The organism is Eubacteriaceae bacterium Marseille-Q4139, from assembly GCA_018223415.1.
Lineage (GTDB): Bacteria > Bacillota > Clostridia > Lachnospirales > Lachnospiraceae > CABSIM01.
This window is the reverse complement of record JAGTTQ010000001.1, coordinates 38,159-55,255: the sequence shown is the minus strand read 5'-3', so window position 1 is coordinate 55,255 and position 17,097 is coordinate 38,159. Positions and strand designations below refer to the sequence as shown.

Sequence of the window (17,097 nt, the reverse complement as noted above, 5' to 3'; positions counted from 1 at the left end):
CCTACTGCTGTGCCTGGGGTATAATCTGAATAAATTGCATGCTAAGATCCAAAATGGCCGGACAGGAAGCCATCTGTTTGAAGTAAAAACTGCATAGAAAAATCATAAAACCGAAAGGTTTTATTAAAGTACGGCAAAAATCCGGCGATCTGCTCTGAAACCATAGGGAGCGCCGGATTTTTTGCTGTAACAAGCAGAAGTGCCGCTCAATCATCTATTTTGATGATTTTGCGACACTCCCTTTTGCCGTATTTTAAAAACTTTTTTGCAGGAATGTTAAAAATTACCATGCATAAAATATGGACTTGCTGATGATAATAATAAAAATTATCAATATCATTTCTTGACTTTTCTTCCTGTCAGATGGTATGATAACACACAAGTTAGAATTAACTAACTCAAAAACAGGAAGATATCATTTAAGGAGGAACCAAGCATGTCCATGATTAACAAAGAAGTCAGTGATTTTACCGTACAGGCCTTTCAAGACGGCGCCTTTCAGACTGTGACAAAGAGCGATATCCTCGGAAAATGGAGCGTATTCTTTTTCTACCCGGCCGATTTCACCTTTGTGTGCCCGACGGAGTTAGAGGATCTGGCTGATAAATATGAAGAATTCCAGGCAGCAGGCTGTGAAATCTACTCCGTGTCCTGCGATTCCCATTTCGTCCACAAGGCATGGCACGATGTCTCCGACAGGATCAAAAAGCTGAAATTCCCGATGTTAGCCGATCCGACCCATGCGCTTTCCAAAGATTTTGAGGTTTATATTGAGGCCGACGGCATGTCGGAGCGGGGAAGCTTCATTGTGAATCCGGAGGGAAAGATCGTAGCGTATGAGGTGACGGCAGGCAACGTGGGGCGCAACGCCGACGAGCTGTTCCGCAGGCTCCAGGCCAGCCAGTTCGTCCATGAGCACGGCGACGAGGTTTGCCCGGCCAAGTGGAAACCGGGCGAGAAGACGTTAAAACCGAGCCTTGACCTGGTGGGGCAGTTATAAGCCTATGGAAGGGGCAAAGATGGAAAACCTCTACGACGCAGTGGTGATCGGCGGCGGCCCGGCAGGGCTGACTGCCGCGCTGTACCTGGCGAGGGCCCGCTACCGTGTTGTCGTCGTGGAGAAGGAGCGGTTCGGCGGGCAGATTACGATTACCTCGGAGGTCGTCAATTATCCCGGCGTCGGGGCGACGAACGGCGCAGAGCTGACGGAAACCATGAGGCGGCAGGCGCAGGCCTTCGGCGCGGAGTTCCTTTCGGCGGAGGTCACAGGCCTCTCCATGGAGGGGGACATCAAATCCGTGGAGACAAGCCGCGGGACGCTTTCCTGCTTCGGCGTCCTTCTGGCGTCCGGTGCCCATCCCAGGATGGTGGGATTCCGGGGCGAAAAAGAGTTCCGCGGCCACGGCGTCGCCTACTGTGCCACATGTGACGGCGAGTTTTTCACGGGCATGGACGTATTTGTGGTCGGCGGCGGCTTTGCCGCGGCGGAAGAGAGCGTGTTCCTGACGAAATATGCGAGGCATGTGACAATCCTGATCCGCGGAGAAGATTTCACCTGTGCGAAGGCGTCGGCAGACCCGGCGAGAAACAACGAAAAAATCACGATTCTCACCAACACCGAGGTGGTGGAGGCCGACGGCGATTCGGCCCTGCGGCTTCTCCGCTATAAAAACCGCATCACCGGCGAGGTCACGGAGTACCGGCCGCCGGAAGGCGAGACCTTCGGCATTTTCGTGTTTGCAGGCTATGAGCCGGCCACGGAGCTTGTGAAGGGGCTGGCCGAATTGGATGAGCACGGCTATGTGATCACAGACCGGGGACAGAAGACGAGTGTGGACGGGCTGTACGCCGCCGGCGATATCTGTGTGAAAAACCTGCGCCAGGTGGTGACGGCCGTGGGAGACGGCGCCGTTGCGGCCACGGAGCTGGAGCGGTATGCGGCAGGCCTCCAGAAGAAGACCGGCCTGCGGCCGAAGCAGCCGGTAACGCGGCTTCCCAAAGTTCAAAAGGAACAAGAAGAAAAAGAAGGAAAACAGCAGGAAGGCCTGTTTTCGGAAGAAATGCTGTCCCAGCTCCATACGGTTTTTGAAAAAATGGCACAGCCGCTGGTTTTAAAGCTGTTCCTCGATGGCCGCCCGGTATCGGAGGAGCTTAAGGAATATATGGAAGCCCTGGCCGGCCTTACGGATAAGCTTTCCGTGGAAGTCCACATGGAGGACGGCGCGGAGGCGCCCTGCGTAAGCATCTGCAAACAGGACGGAAGCGAGACGGGGCTCGCCTTTCACGGCGTTCCCGGCGGTCACGAATTTACGTCGTTTATCCTCGGCCTCTACAACGCGGCCGGGCCGGGACAGGCCATCGACGAAGACGTGCGGGAGCGGATTGCCGCCATGGAAACGCCGGTGGATATGAAAATCCTGGTGTCTTTATCCTGCACCATGTGCCCGGAGCTTGTGACGGCCGCCCAGCGGATTGCTGCGGAACGCCAGTCTGTGACGGCAGAGGTCTACGACTTGAACCATTTCCCGGCGTATAAAGATAAATACCAGGTCATGAGCGTCCCCTGCCTTCTGATAAACGGGAAACAGCCAAGCTTTGGGAAAAAGAACATCCGCCAGATCCTCGACCTCATCGGACAGTCATAAAAGAAAGGCCCATCGGTCAAAAAAGACCAGGGCCTTTTTTCAGCGCAAAAACATGGAATGCGGCCGTGTACGATGATCGGGCAGGGAAATGTTCCCCTGCCCGGCGGCATGGACGCGCCGTCCGCGTCTGCGGTTCGGTTATGTGTCCTGCATATCCTGGCAGAACACGACGATCTGTTCCGGCGTCGTCTGGGCCGGAATGCTGCGCGTCGAGGAGGTATAGAGGACGAGCAGCGTCTTTCCTGCCAGATAGCCGACGAAAAGCTGGCCGTTTGGAAGGACAGTCTTAGTGGTTTTGGAGGACATGTTTAAGCGGATCGTCCCATCAGAATTGGTGAGCTGATTGTTAAAGGTGTCCAGGACGGCAGTCGTCCCGGCTGGCGTATGTGCGGCGGCAACGGCCCGGTAAAGGGGCGGGTAAATGAGCGGGACTGCGACATTGTTTTCGTAAAAGCAGGTGATCCGGTCGCCGACGGCAAACTGCCTGGCGTTCAGCACATAGGCCGAGGAGGGCAGGGTGAAGTTCACGATCCCCTGATCCCCGGTCTGGAGCGTGAGCGTCATGGTACAGCCCATGGAGGCCCGGCTGCCTTCGGGCCAGCTTATGCGGGTCAGCGTCCCGGTTACGGGAATATACATTGGCATGGCATCTCCTGTATCAGGTTCTTATCACTATTACCATATGAAATCCCACTGGAAAAATTCCTGTTTACATTTAAAAGGAAAAGTGGTATAGTTGTCTAATTATTAAATAGAAAGGTGGGATCTGACATGAAATTTTACGTTCCGGCAGGGTATGAGCCCAAAATTGATCTTCGGGAAACCCAGACTGCAATCAAAATTGTCAAAGATTTTTTTCAGAAAGAGCTGACAAGACAGTTAAATCTGACGCGTGTTTCGGCGCCGCTTTTTGTCACTCCGGAGTCTGGCCTCAACGACAACTTAAACGGCGTGGAGCGGCCGGTGGGATTTGATATCAAGGAAGGAAGCCGTCAGGCGGAGATCGTCCATTCTCTCGCAAAATGGAAACGGTACGCGTTAAAGAAGTACGGTTTTGTTCCGGGAGAAGGGCTATATACGGACATGAACGCAGTACGCAGGGACGAAGACACCGACAACCTCCACTCCATCTATGTGGATCAGTGGGACTGGGAAAAGATCATCACCAGAGAAGAGAGGAACCGGGAGACGCTTGAGAACACGGTGAAAGCGGTTTACAAGGCCTTAAAAGTCACCGAGGACTACATGGCATATGAGTACGACTACATAGGGCGCGTGCTTCCGGATCACATTGAATTCATCACGTCGCAGGAGCTGGAAGACATGTATCCCGACTGCACGCCGAAGGAGCGGGAGAACAGGATTGCGAAGCTCCATAAGGCCGTATTCATCGAGCAGATCGGTGATAAGCTGAGATCTGGGGAACCACACGACGGACGGGCGCCGGACTACGACGACTGGAAGTTAAACGGAGATATCATCGTCTACTATCCGGTTCTTGACAGTGCCTTTGAGATCAGCTCCATGGGTATCCGCGTGGACGAAGAATCTTTGCGCCGCCAGCTAAAGGCGGCCGGCTGTGAAGAGCGGATGGAACTGGACTTCCACAAGGCGCTCTTAAACGGGGAGCTTCCGCTTACCATCGGCGGCGGCATCGGCCAGTCCAGAATTTGTATGTTTTTCTTAAGAAAAGCCCATATCGGCGAGATCCAGGCGTCCATATGGCCGGAAGAGGTTATGAAGGCAGCAAAGGAGGCGGGAATCCCGCTGCTTTAATTATAGAAGATATGCTGGGTCAAACCACCTTTTGGCCCAGCATCTTTATAGAAGAAAAAGGTATAGAAACGGGGGTAACAAAATAATGGCAAACGAAAGACTGAGAAAGCTCAGGGAGCAGATGGAGACGCACGGCATGGATGCGTATTACGTCCCGTCCTCGGATTTCCATGATTCCGAGGACGTGGAGGCGTATTTTAAGTGCCGGGAATTCCTCTCCGGCTTCACAGGTTCTGCGGGAACCATGGTGGTTACGAAGGACTTTTCCAGGCTCTGGACCGACGGCCGCTACTTTGTACAGGCGGCACACCAGTTGGAAGGCCAGGAGACGGAGCTCATGAAAATGGGGCAGGAGGGAGTTCCCACCATCGAAGCGTATCTGGCGGAGACGCTCCCGGAAAACGGGATCCTGGGCTTTGACGGCCGCGTTGTCAATGCAGAGACAGGCCTTAAGCTTGAGGCTCTGATGAAGAAGAAACACGTGACGCTTTCGACGGATTCTGATCTGGCGGGCGCCGTGTGGGAAAGCCGTCCGGCACTTTCCTCTCCGGAGGTGTGGGTGCTTTCTGAGCAGTACGCAGGAAAGAGTGCGAAGGAGAAGCTCTCCGATGTGAGAAAGGCCATGGAGGACTGCGGCGCAGACGTCCATGTGCTCTCAAGCCTCGATGACATTGCCTGGCTTTTAAATATCCGGAAGAACCCGGAGGACGGGAATCCGCTTCCGGCAGCCCATATGATCCTCACGGGAGAGACGGCGAAGCTTTTTATGGATCAGAGCCGCCTTTCTGCGGAAGTGAAGGCATATTTTGAGGAAAACGGCGTCGAGCTTCTCCCCTATGAGGGAATTTACGGCGCAGCAGCCGGACTCCGCAGCCAGTCGGTGCTTTTAGAGCCGGCAAAAGTGAACTTTGCCCTCTACCGCGCCATTGACGGAAGCTGCCGCCTCATTGAGGCCATGAATCCCACGTCCATGATGAAGGCCGTGAAGAACCGCACGGAGATGGAAAACATGAGGAAAGCCCACATCAAAGACGGCGTCGCCCTCACGAAGTTCATCTTCTGGTTAAAGAAGAATGCAGGAAAGATGCGGATCACGGAGACTGAGGCAGCAGAATATCTGGAGAGCCTCAGAAAAGAGCAGGAGGGCTACCTTTGCCCCAGCTTCCCGACCATTTCCGCTTACGGCGCCAACGCCGCCATGTGCCATTATCATGCCGCGAAGGGGGCGGAATCGGAAATCGAAGCCAGAGGCCTTTATCTCGTGGACTCCGGCGGACAGTATTATGAGGGGACGACGGATGTGACGAGAACCATCGCCCTCGGAGAGCTGACCCACGAGGAGAAGCTTCACTACACGCTGGTGCTCATGGGAATGCTGAGGCTTTCCGACGCAAAATTCCTCTACGGCTGCCGCGGCATCAATCTGGACTACCTGGCCAGAGGCCCCCTCTGGAAGCTTGGCCTGGATTTCAACCACGGAACCGGCCACGGCGTCGGCTTCCTCTCCAACGTCCATGAGCGGCCCAACGGTTTCCGCTGGAGAATCGTCCCGGAGCGCCAGGATAGCTGTATCCTGGAGGAAGGCATGGTGACGTCCAACGAGCCGGGGCTTTATATCGAAGGAAGCCATGGAATCCGGACGGAAAACCTGATTCTCTGCCGGAAAGCTGAAAAGAATCTGTACGGCCAGTTCATGCAGTTTGAGACGCTGACGTTTGCGCCCATCGACACGGAAGCCATTGACATTTCCGTCATGGAGCCGTCGGACATCCACCTGTTAAACGAGTACCACAAGCAGGTCTATGAAAAGCTTTCTCCGTATCTGGACGGAGAAGAGAAGGAATGGCTCCGTGAGGCCACGAAGGAGATCGGAGGGCAGGCGTAATGGAATATGAGAGAAAACAGATCCTTGTGACGATTCCCGTCACGGAAGAGCACAAGGCGTATCTGGAAAAGAAAGCCGCGGACGGAAGGTTCCACTGCTGCTTCCAGTACGTCCCAGGTTCCCAGGCCGGAGAGGAGTTAATCGAGGGTGCCGACGCCATCATCGGCAATCTCCCGCCGGAAAAGGTGTCTAAGGCAAAGAAGCTGGAGTGGTTCCAGCTTAACTCGGCCGGAGCCGACGCCTATGTAAAGCCGGGCGTGCTTTCGGACAGCACGATCCTCACAAACTCGGCCGGCGCTTACGGGCTTGCCGTATCGGAGCACATGCTGGCGCTGACCTTTATGCTGATCCGCCGCCTGCACCAGTACCGCGACAACCAGAAAAGCCATGAGTGGAAGGCTATGGGCCCCATCATTTCCGTTGAGGGCGCCACGGTGCTCGTTCTGGGACTCGGCGACATCGGAGGCGATTATGCCAGGAAGATGAAGGCGCTGGGCGCCTATGTCATCGGCATCCGCCGGACGGAAAAGGAAAAGCCGGAGTATCTGGACGAGCAGTACACCATGGAGAAGCTGGACGAAGTTTTGGGTCGTGCCGACATTGTGGCCATGATCCTTCCCGGCGGCGACGCTACCGATCATCTGATGGATGAAAGGCGGCTGCGCGCCATGAAAAAAGGTGCGTTCTTAATCAACGCGGGGCGCGGGAATGCCATCGACCCGGAGGCACTTTTTAAGGTGCTGGAGGAAGAGCACCTCGGCGGCTGCGGGCTTGATGTGACGGAGCCGGAGCCCCTTCCGGCAGAAAATCGCCTTTGGGAAGCGAAAAATCTTGTGATTACGCCCCATGTGGCCGGAAATTTCTGGCTTTCCGAGACCTTTGAGCGGGTGGTGAGGATCGCAGGTGAGAACCTTGAGGCATGGACGAAGGGAACGCCCATGAGAAATCTGGTGGACAGAACGGCCGGATATTGATGAAATTTTAAATGAAATAAAGAAAGAACCGGAGCGTTTCCGCGGTTTTCATACCGTGGAACACCGGTTCTTTATCTTTCGTAAGGGTACGCAGGCATCAGAGATTGAAGGTCTCTCCTGCGTATTTTCTTTTTCGCAGCGATTCCGGCGCATAGGCAATCGGGTAAATCACGGCTGTCATTAACAGGGAGCCGACGCCGTCGATGACGGAATGCTGTTTTAAAAATACGGTCGCCATGCAGATTAAAACCATCAGGATCCCGGAGCCGATCACCAGCGGCCTGTTTTTCTTTAAAAGCTCGCTGTGACAGACGGCAATGTGTACACCGATGGAGTTGTACACATGGATGCTCGGAAAGACGTTGATGCACGGATCAATCTTCCAGAGCACCGACACCAGGTAGCAGAAGATGTTCTTGTCCGGGTCGATGGCCGGGCGGAAATCCGTTCCGTTGGGGAAGAGGGTACAGACTAAGAGGCTGATGGTCATTCCGGTAAAGAGGAAGGTGCACAGCCTGTAATAGTCTTCCTTGCTTCGGAAAAAGAAGTATGCAATCGTACCGCCTACATAGAGGAACCATAAGAGATAGGGGACGATGAAATACTCGTTGAACGGAATATAGTCATCCAGGCCGACGTGCATGACATTGTAAGGCTTTCCGACGTTTTCCTGGAGCCTGGCGAACCAGGGCAGGTAAATAAGTCCGTAGGACAGGATCCAGACATGACCGTACTTTTTAATGAACTGTTTCATAAGGATGCCTCCTTCCACTCGGATAAGGATGGACCAATACGCTTATTATTATTAACAACTTGCCTGAATTATAACACAACAGAGAAGGTGTTTCAATATGCTTAAAAGAATGTTAATAAAACGTAACACTTTTGATACAAAAAGTTTATTTTCTTTATAGAAGCCTACTGGAGGGGGAGCGGCGTTCCCGTGCGAATGCAGTTGCAGGCGCCGTGGCGTTGGGGTATAATGGAAGCATCAGAAACTGATTGTAAGTGTTTCACAGAGGGGATGAAGACGATGATGCTGGAAAAGAAAACGACGGGATTTCTGGAGGAGCTTTCCTCCTCCCAGCCGGTGCCGGGCGGCGGCGGCGCCTGTGCGGCCGTGGGGGCATTTGCTGCGGCGCTCGGCATGATGGTGGCAAATCTGACCGTCGGGAAGAAAAAATACGCCGGCGCAGAGGAAGAGATCAAGGCGGCCAGGAGCCGGCTGGAGGAGATCCGAAACCGGCTCGTGGAGCTGACGGACAAGGACGCGGAGGCCTTCGAGCCGCTCTCAAAGGCTTACGGGCTTCCGAAGGAGGAGCGGGGAGAGATTTTGGAGCAGGCTCTTTACGGCGCCAGCGTCGTCCCGCTTGAAATCATGGAAACCGTTCTGGAGGCCATGGATTTCCTCTCCGTCGTGGAAGAGAAGGGAAGCCGTCTGGCCGTCAGCGATGCCGGTGTCGGCGCCCTGTTTGCCGAGGCGGCGTTGGAAGGCGCTTCCTTAAACGTGTTCATCAATACGAAGCTCATGGCAGACCGGGAAAAGGCGGAAATGCTTAATGAAAAGGCGGACCGCCTGATAAAAGAGGGCAGAAAGAAAAAGGAAGAGATTTACGGGAACGCATTGAAAAAAATCCGCTGAGGAAAGGATGGTGGAATACATGAGCGGAGTCATGAAGGGCGCCGAAACGGCGAAGGCCATGAAGGAAAGCATGGAGGAACAGGTGCATGCTTTGAAGGAAAAAGGGATTGTGCCATGCCTTGCCATTGTGCGTGTGGGGGCCAGGCCGGATGACCTGGCATACGAGCGCGGGGCAAAGAAACGGATGGAGATGGTTGGAGGCGAGTGCCGCGTCCATGAGCTTCCGGAAACCATTGGCCAGGCAGAACTGGAGCAGGAATTCCAGGCGGTAAACGAGGATCCGTCGGTTCACGGGATTCTTTTGTTCCGGCCGCTTCCGAAGCACCTGGATGAAGAGCCGTTAAAGGCCATGATCAACCCGTTAAAGGATGTGGACTGCATGAGCCCGGTCAACATCGCCAAGGTATTTTCCGGGGACGAGAGCGGCTTTGCGCCGTGTACGGCAGAAGCAGTTATGAAGCTTTTCGAGCATTACGGCGTGGAGCTTTCCGGGAAGCGGGTGACGGTGGTCGGAAGAAGCATGGTGGTTGGAAAGCCTCTTGCCATGCTGCTTTTAAAGGCCAATGCCACGGTGACTGTCTGTCACACACGGACAAAAGACCTTAAGGAGGCCTGCCGCAGCGCTGAAATTTTAGCGGCGGCAGCCGGGAAGGCGAAAATGATAACGGCAGACATGATCGCAGACGGAGCCGTCGTGGCCGATGTGGGGATCAATGTGGATGAGGACGGTGCGCTCTGCGGCGACGTGGATTTTGAGGCTGTGTCTGCGAAGGCCTCCCTCATAAGCCCGGTGCCGGGCGGCGTCGGAAGCGTGACGTCCTCCGTGCTGGCATCCCATGTGATCCGGAGCGCCGGATACCTGAACGGAATGAGGGATGTGCGATGAAAAACCGCGTGTGGATTTTTTTGTCGGCGGCAGCGGCCGGGCTTTCCATTGCCATCGGCGGCACCGTGTATCTTTCCGTGGAAAATACGACGGCGGGAGCCCTGCTCTTTGCCGTGGGGCTTTATGTCATTGTGTTAAACGGGCTTCATCTTTATACCGGCAAGGTGGGATATCTGATCGGGCAGGAGGATAAGGCCGGCTACGGCCTGCTTCTCGCTCTTACATGGGCCGGGAACCTGGCAGGTACGGGACTTGGCGCCGCCTGCGTCCTCATGTCCAGGATCAGCGGCATAAGCGCCAGGGCCGGGGAAATCGCCGCGGTAAAGCTTTCCGATACGCCGGCCAGCATTTTCCTTCTGTCGGTGTTCTGCGGGTTTTTGATGTACGCGGCCGTGGACGGCTTCAAAAAGAAAGGGAACCCGCTGATTTTATTTGTCTGCGTCAGCGTCTTTATCCTCTGCGGGTTTGAACACTGCGTGGCAAACATGTTTTATTTTTCCCTTGCCGGCGTCTGGTCGGGGAAGGCAGTCCTTTACCTGCTTCTCATGACGCTTGGAAACAGCGCAGGCGGCCTGCTCATCCCGGCGTTAGAGGCATTCGGGAAATCGGAAACAAAATAAAAACCAGGAAATCCCGGGGCAGAGGCTTCCGGGATTTTTTATGTGCGCCAGGTTCTTTGCTGCACTGAAGCATGGTGAAAAAGTGCACAAAATTTAAACAATTTCCTTTTGTTTTTCCGTAAAAGACAACTGTACATGTACGCCGCACAAATACATGCCAGGCAAAAATGTTCGCCTGAGACGGAAAAAAGAGCTTGCTATTTTTCCGTTCCGCGTTTATGATGGTAGTATAAAGGCGCCGCGGACGACGGTTCCCGGGCCAAAATCCATGTACAAGGAGGAAAAGTCATGCAGGATAATTTAATGTGGGCTTTAGTAAAGGAAAAACCGGAGGAAGGTCTCTGGATGAAACGTGTGCCGATCCCGGAGGTAGGCCCCAACGACGTGAAGATTAAGATCCACAAGACGGCCATCTGCGGTACGGACGTACATATTTACCAGTGGAACGACTGGGCACAGCACACAATCCCGATTGGCCTGACGGCAGGCCATGAGTATGTGGGCGAGATCGTGGAGGTCGGACCTGGTGTCCAGGGCTTCAAGGTCGGCGATCTCGTATCCGGCGAGGGCCATATCACATGCGGAAAGTGCAGAAACTGCCTGGAAGGCCATAAGGAAAACTGCAAGGACGCAAAGGGCGTCGGCGTAAACAGGAACGGCGCGTTCGCGGAATACCTGGTAATCCCGTCCTCCAACGTATGGCCGTGCAATCCCAACATCCCGGAGGAAATGTACGCGATCTTCGATCCGTTCGGAAACGCAACCCATACGGCCCTTTCCTATGATGTCCTGGGTGAGGACGTGTTAATTACGGGCGCAGGCCCCATCGGCATCATGGCAGCCGCCATCGTGAAGTTTGCAGGCGCGCGCCACGTTGTCATCACAGACTTTAACGATTACCGCCTTGACCTGGCAAAGAAGCTGGGTGCCACAAGGACCGTAAACCTGGCAAATGAGAAGCTGACAGACGTGATGAAGAGCATCGGCATGACCGAGGGCTTTGATATCGGACTGGAAATGTCCGGAAGCCCGGCAGGACTTGCAGACATGATCCACAACATGAAGCACGGCGGAAAGATTGCGCTCCTTGGCCTTCAGGGAACGGAGTGCAAGGTCGATCTTGAGACGGTGATCTTCAACGGACTGAACCTGCGCGGAATTTACGGAAGAAAGGTTTGGGATACCTGGTACAAGATGACGACGATGCTTCAGGCAGGCCTGGATATTTCCGAGATCATCACCCATCATTTCGATATCCGCGACTATGAGAAGGGCTTTGAGGCAATGATTTCCGGCCAGTCCGGCAAGGTAATCCTGGACTGGGCTCATATCAATGATTAAAGGAGATGCAGTATGGAACGCAAAAATGATATTTTAAGTATTTATGCAAAAGAGGTTGAGGACATCAAGGCTGCCGGCCTGTTTAAGGGCGAGGCTCCCATTGCTTCCGCACAGGGTGCGAGAGTAAAGCTGGAGGACGGACGCGAGGTTCTCAACATGTGTGCCAACAACTACCTTGGTCTTGGCGACAACCAGAGGCTGATCGATGCTGCAAAGAGGACATACGACGAGAGAGGCTACGGCTGCGCTTCCGTCCGTTTCATCTGCGGCACCCAGGATATCCACAAACAGCTGGAGAAGAAGATTTCCGAGTTCCTCGGAACGGATGACACGATCCTTTACTCCTCCTGCTTCGATGCCAACGGCGGCCTTTTCGAGACGATCCTCACCGAGCAGGATGCCGTCATCAGCGACGAGTTAAACCACGCATCCATCATCGACGGCGTCCGCCTCTGCAAGGCAAAACGCTATCGTTATAAAAACAACAACATGGAAGACCTGGAGAAGCAGCTTCAGGAAGCAGACGCGGCAGGCGCCAGAATCAAGTTAATCGCTACCGACGGCGTTTTCTCCATGGATGGCATCATCTGCAACTTAAAGGGCGTCTGTGACCTGGCTGACAAGTACCATGCGCTCGTTATGGTGGACGACAGCCATGCCGTAGGCTTTGTCGGAAAGACAGGCCGCGGAACGCCGGAGCATAACGGCGTCGAAGGCCGTGTGGACATCATCACCGGTACCCTCGGAAAAGCCCTCGGCGGAGCGTCCGGCGGCTACACCTCCGGCCGCAAGGAGATCATCGACCTGCTTCGTCAGAGAAGCCGTCCATACCTGTTCTCCAACACTCTGGCACCGGCCATCGTAGGCGCAAGCCTTGAGCTTTTTGACATGCTTCAGGAGAGCACGGCATTAAGAGATCATCTGGAAGAGGTTACGGCATATTACAGAAAGCTTCTTGTTGACAACGGCTTTGATATCATTCCGGGAACGCATCCCTGCGTGCCTGTCATGCTCTACGACGAGAGACTGGCCGGCGAATTTGCAAAGAGGATGATGGAAAAGGGCGTTTACGTCGTTGCTTTCTCCTATCCGGTTGTACCGAAGGGAAAAGCCAGAATCCGTACCCAGGTTTGTGCAAGCCATACGAAAGAGGACATCGATTTCATCGTGAAGTGCTTCAAGGAAGTACGGGAAGAGATGGGTCTGGAAACGAAATAAAGAATATGCGTAAGAAAGAGGGACGCTGCCGGAGGAAAAACCGGCGGCGTCCCTTTTTTATGGCCGGCAGGCAGAAGAAGCTGGCGGCGCATGCGTTTGCTTTAAGAGCGCTCCTTCTGGCAGTTGGGGCAGAAGGTGCTGGTGCGGCCGCCGATGGCGCTTTTGCAGAGAAGCCTGCCGCAGACCGGGCACGGCTTTCCGGCCTGGCCGTAAACCTGAAGATAAGGCGCATTGCGGTAATCTTTCCCTTTTGTCTCCAGATATTCTTCCGGCGTGAGCCGGTCTTTTTCGATAAAGTAGGAGAGGCGCTCCGGGATGAGAACGGCCAGCCGCTCCCAGTCCTCTTCTTTCAGGCGGCCGGCAGGGCAGCCGGGGGAGATGCCGGCCGAAAAAAGGATTTCGTCGGAGTAGATGTTTCCGATGCCGGCGATGACAGACTGGTCCATCAGGCATTCTTTTATGGCTTTTTTCCTGCTCCCCAGCCGGCTTTTTAGGTACAAAACAGTAAAGCCATCGGAAAATGGCTCCAGCCCGAGATTTTCTGCGCCGCTGTATGAGTCGGCCTCGCCCTCGTCAAAGAGCCAGAAGCGGCCGAACCGGCGCGTGTCGGAAAAGAGCAGCTTTTTTTCGCCGCTTAGCCGGAATACGAGATGTGTGTGCTTTTCCTCGGGATAATCCGCCGGCGCGAGAAGTATGCAGCCGGTCATGCGGAGATGGAGAAGGATGCGGCTTTTGTTTTCCATATGGAAAATCAGATATTTTCCGCGCCGTCCCATGGAGGAAAAGGTCTGGCCCAAAAGGCGGCGGCAGAAATCCTCGTCAGAGGGATGGGCGATCACCTCCGGCCGGTTTGCGAGGATGCTTTCAATGGTGAGCCCGCGAAGCTGCGGCTCAAGGATTTGTTTCATGGTTTCGACTTCGGGAAGTTCCGGCATGACGCTCACTCCTTTCTGGCTGATTTTCTGATTTGTTCATGGTAAAAATAGTTGACGACGACGGGAGGCGCTTCAAAGGGGCGTTCCATGCTGTCGTCGTTTGTCTTATAGTCCAGGCCTTCCCTGGCGGCAAAGGATTTGAGCTCTGCATCGAGGTTTATCCAGTAATTCCTGTTCTGGTGGGTATAAATTTCCTCATACAGAGAAACTAGGTCGGGATACTTATTGCGGATATAGTCCAGGATGACTGGTTTAAAGCTTCCGCGCAGGTTGAGGTTTTCCAGCCAGATCAGGTTGCAGCAGCCTTTTGCGCGGCGGATGATGGCTTTTACGTCCGTGATGCCTGGGAAAATCGGGGAGATGAAGCAGGTGGTGCGGATTCCGGCCTGGTGGAAAGCTTCCATAGCGGAAAGCCGCCGCTTTATGGATACTGCGTCATCCATGTCGTTTTTAAAGACTTCGTCCAGGGTGTTGATGGACCAGGATACGCGTGCGCCGGGGAAGGTCTTTATGAGCTCCAGATCCCGCAGGATTAAGTCGCTTTTTGTGGCGATGCTTATTTTGGCGCCGCTTCCCTTTAACTCGAGAAGAAGTTCACGCGTGCGCCCGAAGACTTCCTCCTGGGGATTATAGGGATCGGTGACGGAGCCGATGAACAGCTCTTTTCCTGCATATTTTCCTGGATTTTTGATTTTTGGCCAGTATTTTACGTCTAAAAAGGTGCCCCAGGGCTCCGGATGGCCGGTGAACCGCTTCATGAAGGAGGCGTAGCAGTATTTGCAGCCGTGGGTGCAGCCGACGTATGGATTGACGGAATATTCACATACCGGCAGATTGGATTTGGAGAGAATGCTTTTGACGTTCACTTCCTGAATGATCGGGGAATTCATGGCGATGTACCTCCGGTTCTATGTTCTGTCAGGCATTTCCTTTGCCAGAAAGCTTTTCTGCGCGCCCCGGATGATGGTGTCTTCCGGCCTTAGATGGCCCAACAGCAGAGGCGAGGCGGGATCGTGGAGCGGGAAGTTGTCCCGCGCCTTTTTGGGGCTTTTGTTTGCATAACAGTATTTGCAGCCGTTTAAGCAGGTGTCATAGGCGCCGATGTCGCGGCTTTCGATGCAGTGACAGCCCTGGCGCATGCCTTTGTGCTTTAAGTTTTTAAAGGAGATTCCGTTTGCCTGTCCTAAAATGTCGAGGGTCATGCAGCCGGAGGCGTGGATGCCGTAACGGGAATAATCTCCGTTTGTGCCGCAGGTCTGGAGATAAATCCCGTGTTTTCCCGCGATGGCGCCCAGCCCCTCGGCCAGTTCGTCCCTATCCTTTTCCGATAAGGGGATCAGCTCGGGCATGTTGGTTTCCAGCTTTTTGTACATTTCCACGAAGCTGAAAATGCAGCGGTCTATGTAGGGCGCCAGGACGCCTGCCATCGCTTCAAAGGTTTCCAGATGTCGGGAGATGGTATAGGTTTTTGTGAGAAGAACCGGGTCGTACCGCCACGCAACGCGCTCCCTTCCCACCTGGCGGGAGAGGGCGATGAGCGTCTCCATGCTTTCCTCGATGGAGGGCACGCCGGGTTCCAAGTCTTTTCCGTAGGCGGTGATGGTGTAGTGGAAATAGGTGTGGAAACGGCCGGTAATCTCCTTAAGGCGCGGGAGAATCGGCCGGTAGTTTTTGGAACAGAAGACGACGCAGTCCACTGTTTCGGGCGTCAGCTCGTAACGCGTAACCTTGTTTGGAAAGAGGGGATTGCGCGAGAGGGCATACCCCTCCGAGAAGCGGTTAAGGAGCCATTCGCTGTAATACTGTACTGTGTCGGTTCGTCCGCCTGTATTGATAATCATGTGGGCACCTCCTGTTTTTCTGCGTGTATCAGGGAAATGTGTTTAATGGTAAAATAATTGATAGTCTATTCCTTGACTTTTATTATAGGATGGAATGATAGATTTTGCAAGAGTTTTTTGGGGAAGAAAAAGAAACACGAAAAAAAGGCACAGGTCAAATCACTGATCTGTGCCGTTTCGTAGCGGAAGGGAGATTTGAACTCTCCGGGCTACCCTCAAATACTTAGAAAAGAAAGGATTTGCGCGTCCTCAAATGCAAAGGTACTCAAATAGGTACTCAACCAATTCTGCAAGGCATAGTGGGGAGGAAAGAAACCTGTCAAGAATCCATGAAAGGGACGATAGCTTGTTCTTGACAGGTTTCAGTTGTGGCCGAGATAGTCCTCACAATGCGGGAAAGGGGTCGATAGAGCGGTTTTTCTCTATCGGCCCCTTGATTATTGATTGGACGAAACCTTATCTCTGGTAAACGGTATCAATGCGGACATTTGCCCCGTCTGGGTACATATCCTTGTCATAGCTAATGAAATTGTAACGATAAACTAAGGTATTGCTGTCAGTAAACAAAACCTCAAAGTTCTCGTCAGTGGTCGGGACAAAGATTCCATTAAATGAAATTCCGCTTAAATACCAGCTGTCCCCATTTTTTGTATATTCGTCATATGCGTCGGAACCTCCGATATTTCCATTGTTACCATGCCAGCGGAATGTGGACTCTGTATTTTCAGTAATCGTCATTCTGGTGGCAAAATCCCAAGGCATACCAAGAGGCCATCTTTCTTCAAATGCTCTTGAATAAGCGCCATCATCCTGGGCTCCAGAAGTGACAAGTTCATCAATATAAATAATTTCAGAGTGTTCAGGAGTTTTCATAAATAAATTGTATTCTCCTGTGCTTGCGTCAAGTATATACGCAGCCGTATATTTGTAATTGTATGTTCCAACCAGAGAATCATTCTGCTGAGAGGTTGTATCTTGCTGGCTTTGGGTTTTCACGTTCCCATTCTCTACCCACGCGCCGTTCTCATTTACCTGGTAGCCATCCGGCGTTGTGGTATCTGCCAACATCCAGCCATCAGCGTCAAAATAATAGCACTCTGCCGTGCCATCGTTGTTGCCATCAATCCATTGCCAGCCGTTATTAGCAAAGGTGCCGTTATCGTTGTCATACCACCAACGGTTTTGATTTGGCTCGGCTCCGGTTCTCCATGTGCCGGCAAATGCGGTTGTTGCCATAATTGATGAAATGGCAATAGTGGATAATAGTAATTTTTTGAGTTGCATATATATATCCTCCTGTATAAAAATTATAATCCTACTTTATCCTACTTTAT

General features: G+C 53.3%; 16 protein-coding genes. 10 read left to right on the top strand and 6 right to left on the bottom strand.

The genetic code is table 11. The features are described from left to right. Positions 1-436 precede the first annotated feature (436 nt). Together ahpC and KE531_00285 are read left to right on the top strand one after the other, a co-directional pair. On the top strand, positions 437-1,000 hold the full coding sequence (ahpC, locus tag KE531_00290; protein ID MBR9952078.1) for a peroxiredoxin: 564 nt from the start codon (positions 437-439) through the stop codon (positions 998-1,000). Between the two features lie 4 nt (positions 1,001-1,004). After that, positions 1,005-2,645 carry an FAD-dependent oxidoreductase gene (locus tag KE531_00285; protein ID MBR9952077.1) on the top strand — a complete coding sequence of 547 codons (1,641 nt, stop codon included), beginning with the start codon at positions 1,005-1,007 and terminating at the stop codon, positions 2,643-2,645. A gap of 138 nt (positions 2,646-2,783) precedes the next feature. Here KE531_00285 and KE531_00280 read toward each other — a convergent pair whose 3' ends face one another. Further along, entirely contained in the window at positions 2,784-3,290 is a 507-nt protein-coding gene (locus KE531_00280; GenBank protein MBR9952076.1) for a hypothetical protein, read from the bottom strand. A gap of 126 nt (positions 3,291-3,416) precedes the next feature. Between KE531_00280 and KE531_00275 the strand changes: the two genes are divergently transcribed. The 3 genes from KE531_00275 to KE531_00265 all read left to right on the top strand — a co-directional run bounded on the left by KE531_00275 (position 3,417) and on the right by KE531_00265 (position 7,280). Continuing rightward, the gene (locus KE531_00275) at positions 3,417-4,421 is read left to right on the top strand and encodes an aspartate--ammonia ligase (protein MBR9952075.1); all 1,005 of its coding nucleotides are present in this window, start codon (positions 3,417-3,419) and stop codon (positions 4,419-4,421) included. 85 nt (positions 4,422-4,506) lie between these two features. After that, positions 4,507-6,306, top strand: coding sequence for an aminopeptidase P family protein (locus tag KE531_00270; protein ID MBR9952074.1), 1,800 nt, complete (start codon positions 4,507-4,509; stop codon positions 6,304-6,306). Further along, complete coding sequence (locus tag KE531_00265; GenBank protein ID MBR9952073.1) at positions 6,306-7,280, top strand: D-2-hydroxyacid dehydrogenase; 975 nt, start codon at positions 6,306-6,308, stop codon at positions 7,278-7,280. Before KE531_00270 ends, KE531_00265 begins: the two co-directional genes overlap by 1 nt. Before the next feature lie 97 nt (positions 7,281-7,377). On the opposite strand, the gene KE531_00260 is transcribed toward KE531_00265, so the two are convergent. Continuing rightward, complete coding sequence (locus KE531_00260; GenBank protein MBR9952072.1) at positions 7,378-8,034, bottom strand: phosphoesterase; 657 nt, start codon at positions 8,032-8,034, stop codon at positions 7,378-7,380. A 279-nt stretch (positions 8,035-8,313) separates the two neighbouring features. On the opposite strand from KE531_00260, the gene KE531_00255 reads away from it, so the two are divergent. The 5 genes from KE531_00255 to KE531_00235 all read left to right on the top strand — a co-directional run bounded on the left by KE531_00255 (position 8,314) and on the right by KE531_00235 (position 12,987). Beyond that, a complete protein-coding gene (locus KE531_00255) occupies positions 8,314-8,922 on the top strand; it encodes a cyclodeaminase/cyclohydrolase family protein (GenBank protein ID MBR9952071.1) in 609 nt (202 codons plus the stop codon). A 19-nt stretch (positions 8,923-8,941) separates the two neighbouring features. Further along, positions 8,942-9,808, top strand: coding sequence for a bifunctional 5,10-methylenetetrahydrofolate dehydrogenase/5,10-methenyltetrahydrofolate cyclohydrolase (locus KE531_00250; protein ID MBR9952070.1), 867 nt, complete (start codon positions 8,942-8,944; stop codon positions 9,806-9,808). After that, positions 9,805-10,428: a formate/nitrite transporter family protein gene (locus tag KE531_00245; GenBank protein ID MBR9952069.1), complete on the top strand. Its 624-nt coding sequence runs from the start codon at positions 9,805-9,807 to the stop codon at positions 10,426-10,428. The genes KE531_00250 and KE531_00245 overlap by 4 nt, the downstream gene beginning before the upstream one ends. Before the next feature lie 288 nt (positions 10,429-10,716). Continuing rightward, complete coding sequence (gene tdh, locus KE531_00240; GenBank protein ID MBR9952068.1) at positions 10,717-11,769, top strand: L-threonine 3-dehydrogenase; 1,053 nt, start codon at positions 10,717-10,719, stop codon at positions 11,767-11,769. A gap of 12 nt (positions 11,770-11,781) precedes the next feature. Further along, positions 11,782-12,987, top strand: coding sequence for a glycine C-acetyltransferase (locus tag KE531_00235; GenBank protein MBR9952067.1), 1,206 nt, complete (start codon positions 11,782-11,784; stop codon positions 12,985-12,987). Between the two features lie 101 nt (positions 12,988-13,088). On the opposite strand, the gene mutM is transcribed toward KE531_00235, so the two are convergent. The 4 genes from mutM to KE531_00215 form a co-directional block, all read right to left on the bottom strand. Beyond that, on the bottom strand, positions 13,089-13,922 hold the full coding sequence (gene mutM / locus KE531_00230; protein ID MBR9952066.1) for a bifunctional DNA-formamidopyrimidine glycosylase/DNA-(apurinic or apyrimidinic site) lyase: 834 nt from the start codon (positions 13,920-13,922) through the stop codon (positions 13,089-13,091). A gap of 5 nt (positions 13,923-13,927) precedes the next feature. Next, entirely contained in the window at positions 13,928-14,812 is an 885-nt protein-coding gene (locus KE531_00225) for a radical SAM mobile pair protein B (protein ID MBR9952065.1), read from the bottom strand. 18 nt (positions 14,813-14,830) lie between these two features. After that, on the bottom strand, positions 14,831-15,763 hold the full coding sequence (locus KE531_00220) for a DUF1848 domain-containing protein (protein ID MBR9952064.1): 933 nt from the start codon (positions 15,761-15,763) through the stop codon (positions 14,831-14,833). A gap of 456 nt (positions 15,764-16,219) precedes the next feature. Then, a complete protein-coding gene (locus KE531_00215) occupies positions 16,220-17,047 on the bottom strand; it encodes a hypothetical protein (protein MBR9952063.1) in 828 nt (275 codons plus the stop codon). Positions 17,048-17,097: the final 50 nt, after the last annotated feature.